Source organism: Oscillibacter sp. CAG:155 (assembly GCA_000436875.1).
Lineage (GTDB): Bacteria > Bacillota > Clostridia > Oscillospirales > Oscillospiraceae > Oscillibacter.
The window spans coordinates 4,718-7,833 of the sequence record FR890899.1 but is presented as its reverse complement, the minus strand read 5'-3'; the positions used below and the strand labels follow the sequence as shown (position 1 = coordinate 7,833).

Sequence of the window (3,116 nt, the reverse complement as noted above, 5' to 3'; positions counted from 1 at the left end):
CCGGGCGCCGTTTCTTCTCTTTTCTTCCGATGCTTTAAACTCTCAGGCACCGATCAGCCCCGGCAGCCGAGAAGTCTGGAGATCCCGGCAGCAGTCTGGCGAACCTCCCGGATCATCACGTCCTGATCCTCTTTCATCCGATAGTCAGGTCCAGAGACACTGACTGCCGCAATCGCCTTGTGGTTCATATCATAAATGGGCGCCGCGACACAGATCAGCCCCTCTTCGATCTCCCCATTGTCCTGTGCATATCCGCAGGCCCTCGCCTGGGACAGTTCCCTGCGCAGCCGGTCAGGGTCCGTAATGGTGTTGCTCGTCAGCGGACAGGCCTCCTGCGCCATCCACCGGCAGTATTCGTCGATCTCGGACGGCTCCCGGCAGGCCAGCATCGCCTTGCCGCCGCTGGTGGCATACGCCGGAGCCCGGCTGCCCACCCGGGTGTTGCAGACCACTGAGCGATGGGTCTCCACCTTGTCCAGATAGAAAATATCATGTTCCAGCATCACGCTGAGGTTGATGGTCTCCTGCACAGTATCGCTCAGCCGCTCCAGCTCCGGCCGGGCAATCCGCCGCAGGTCCGACTGCCCCACAATGGCACTGGACAGCTGCAGCAGTCTGGGGCCCACCCGATAGCTTTTGCGAATGGGGTCCTGCTCCAGGTACTGCCGGTCCGTCAATGTGGACAGCTGGCGGAATACGGTCGTCGTGGGAAGTCCCAGCTGCTCCACCAGCGCCTTCAACGTCCATTCTGTCTCATTGTCTGTAAAGCATTCCAAAATCTGCAGTGCACGAAGAATGCTGGAAACCTGTTCTTTCGCCATGGGTCTGCTCCTTTCTCTTCCGCAGGCACTGGACCTCCCGGGGCCAAACGGGCTTTGCGGGCACGCTGCACCGCACATGCGCCAAACGGAAATCCGGCGCCCAACGCCGTTTGCGGCTGCTTGACAACCGCCCGGGAAGCGCCTATGATGAGTATAACATGCGGTTGGGAAGTTGTGAATCGTTTTACGGGATAATTGTGGAACTTTATTCCGCATAATGGAAGTTTTTGCCTTGTCAACGGTAAGCCGGCTGCCTGCCGGGAGCATGTTTATCATGGAAATACCGCCCGGCCGGGTCTTATTCCGCTCTGGCCCTCAACGGCGGTGGATCAGGATATCTCTGATGCGGCTCTTCCCGGTTTTTCCGGCAAGTCCGCCAAGAACACAAGGAGGTCAAAACGACATGTCTGAATGCAAAAAGCTCAATCATGCACAGGTGATGGAAATTATTCCCCACCGCGACCCCATGCTGCTGATCGACGAGGCTACGGAATTCGTCCCCGGGGAGCGGATCGTCGCTACCTTCTGGGTCGATCCCGCCCGGGAGATCTTCAAGGGACATTTCCCCGGTGACCCCGTGCTGCCCGGTGTCTACACTGTGGAGGCCACAGCCCAGGCCACCGATCTGGTGCTGATGACCAAGCCGGAATATCAGGGAAAGACACCGCTGTTCCTGGGGATCAACAATGTGCGCTTCCGCAGAAAGATCCTCCCCGGCGACACCATCGAAATTCACGCCGCACTGATGAGCGAGCGCCCGGAAAAGGCCATCGCCACCTGCAAATGTGAGGTCTATAATCACGGTGAGCTGGCTGCGGAGACGGAAGTCACCATCGCCATGCGGTAATCGACCTTTGAAAATGAGAGCCCGGACCTTTGGTCCGGGCTCTTTTTCTATCCTGTTTCCCATATCCCACAGACCGCTCACCGGTCAAATCCGCTGCCCGGCGATGCTTTGCCTGCATTACAAGGGAAAAAATACCTGCCCGCCGCTTGATTGCGGCAGGCAGGCAGAACGTGCTGTTTTTCAGATACCCTCCCGGTGCAGAAGCGCCAGAATCCGGGCGTCGTCCTCCACTGTGGCGTTAGGCATGGGGAAGGTGCCGGTGCTGCTGGCGGCGATGCCACGCAGTCTGCAGGCCTCCTTCAGGACGGGCAGGAAGGGGTCCCGGATGGCGTACAGGTCCATCAGACGGTCGATGGCCTGCTGGCCCTTGGCAATGCCGGCCAGGTCATTGTCCCGGAACGCCTTGGCCCAAGCGGCGCAGATCTCGGGCACCACGTTGCTCAGTGCCGCGATGCAGCCGTTGCCGCCGGCCAGGATGTTGTGGGCAAAGTTGTCATCAAAGCCGGAGTAAACCTCGAAGTTGGGGATCTGGGACTTGACCACCTTAATCAGCTCCCGGGTGTGATCCATGCCGGGGATGGTGTCCTTGATGCCCACAATGTTGGAATGCATCTGCGCCAGCTGCAGCACGGTCTCCGCAGGGACAGACGTGCCGGTGTTGGCAGGGAAGTTATAGATGTAAATGGGACCGTTGATCTTGCCGGCCAGACGGTCATAGTACTGCAGCAGTGCCTCTGCACCAAAGCGGAAGTAATAGGGAGGCAGAATCATGACCGCATCCGCGCCCTGCTCCAGGCAGTAGTTGGAAAAGTCCACGATCTCATCTGCCACCATGCTGCTGGTGCCGATGATCAGCTTGACACGGTGATCCACCCGCTCGATGGCAAACCGCGCCATTTCCCGGCGCTCATCCATCGGCATGGCGAAGAATTCGCTGGAGCTGCCCTCCACCAGAATGCCGTCCACGCCTTTTTCGATCAGGTTGTCGAACAGTTTGCCCTGGCTCTCCAGGTCCAGGCTGCCATCCTCACGGAACAAGGTAATCGCCGGAGTCAAATACGCTGCTTTCATCTTGTAATGCTCCCTTTCCTATTTTCCATTTTTCCGTATTGCGGAAACGTTTTCCGAAATATTGCTTTGCAAATCGGCATCCTTACCTGATGCCTGTTTAACCATACCGCGCTTGGATGAATTTGTCAAGCGCTTGGATGATCTTCATCGTTTTGCCCGCATTTGGACCTATTTCCGGCGGACCTCTATGCAAAAAGCCCGCAGTCCCCTTTTCCAGCGCGGACCGGCCCGCCCGGCAGGGGGATCGGAGCCGGTGCTTCGCCCACGTCCATGTATTACCGCTGGCCCATAGCTGCCAACAGCCGTGCAAGATCTTCCATCACCGCCGCCAGATCCTCCCGGGCCGTCAGCCGGGCCTGTTCCCAGGGCAGCGCCTG

Annotated in this window: 3 protein-coding genes; 1 reads left to right on the top strand and 2 read right to left on the bottom strand. The window is 58.6% G+C overall.

Going from position 1 to position 3,116, the window contains the following annotated elements; all coding sequences use genetic code 11:
• Positions 1-53: 53 nt before the first annotated feature.
• On the bottom strand, positions 54-821 hold the full coding sequence (locus QZL67_RS05365) for an IclR family transcriptional regulator (RefSeq protein WP_022289724.1): 768 nt from the start codon (positions 819-821) through the stop codon (positions 54-56).
• A gap of 403 nt (positions 822-1,224) precedes the next feature.
• Between QZL67_RS05365 and fabZ the strand changes: the two genes are divergently transcribed.
• A complete protein-coding gene (fabZ, locus tag QZL67_RS05360) occupies positions 1,225-1,668 on the top strand; it encodes a 3-hydroxyacyl-ACP dehydratase FabZ (RefSeq protein WP_022289723.1) in 444 nt (147 codons plus the stop codon).
• A 180-nt stretch (positions 1,669-1,848) separates the two neighbouring features.
• On the opposite strand, the gene QZL67_RS05355 is transcribed toward fabZ, so the two are convergent.
• Positions 1,849-2,739, bottom strand: coding sequence for a dihydrodipicolinate synthase family protein (locus tag QZL67_RS05355; protein WP_022289722.1), 891 nt, complete (start codon positions 2,737-2,739; stop codon positions 1,849-1,851).
• Between the last annotated feature and the right edge of the window lie 377 nt (positions 2,740-3,116).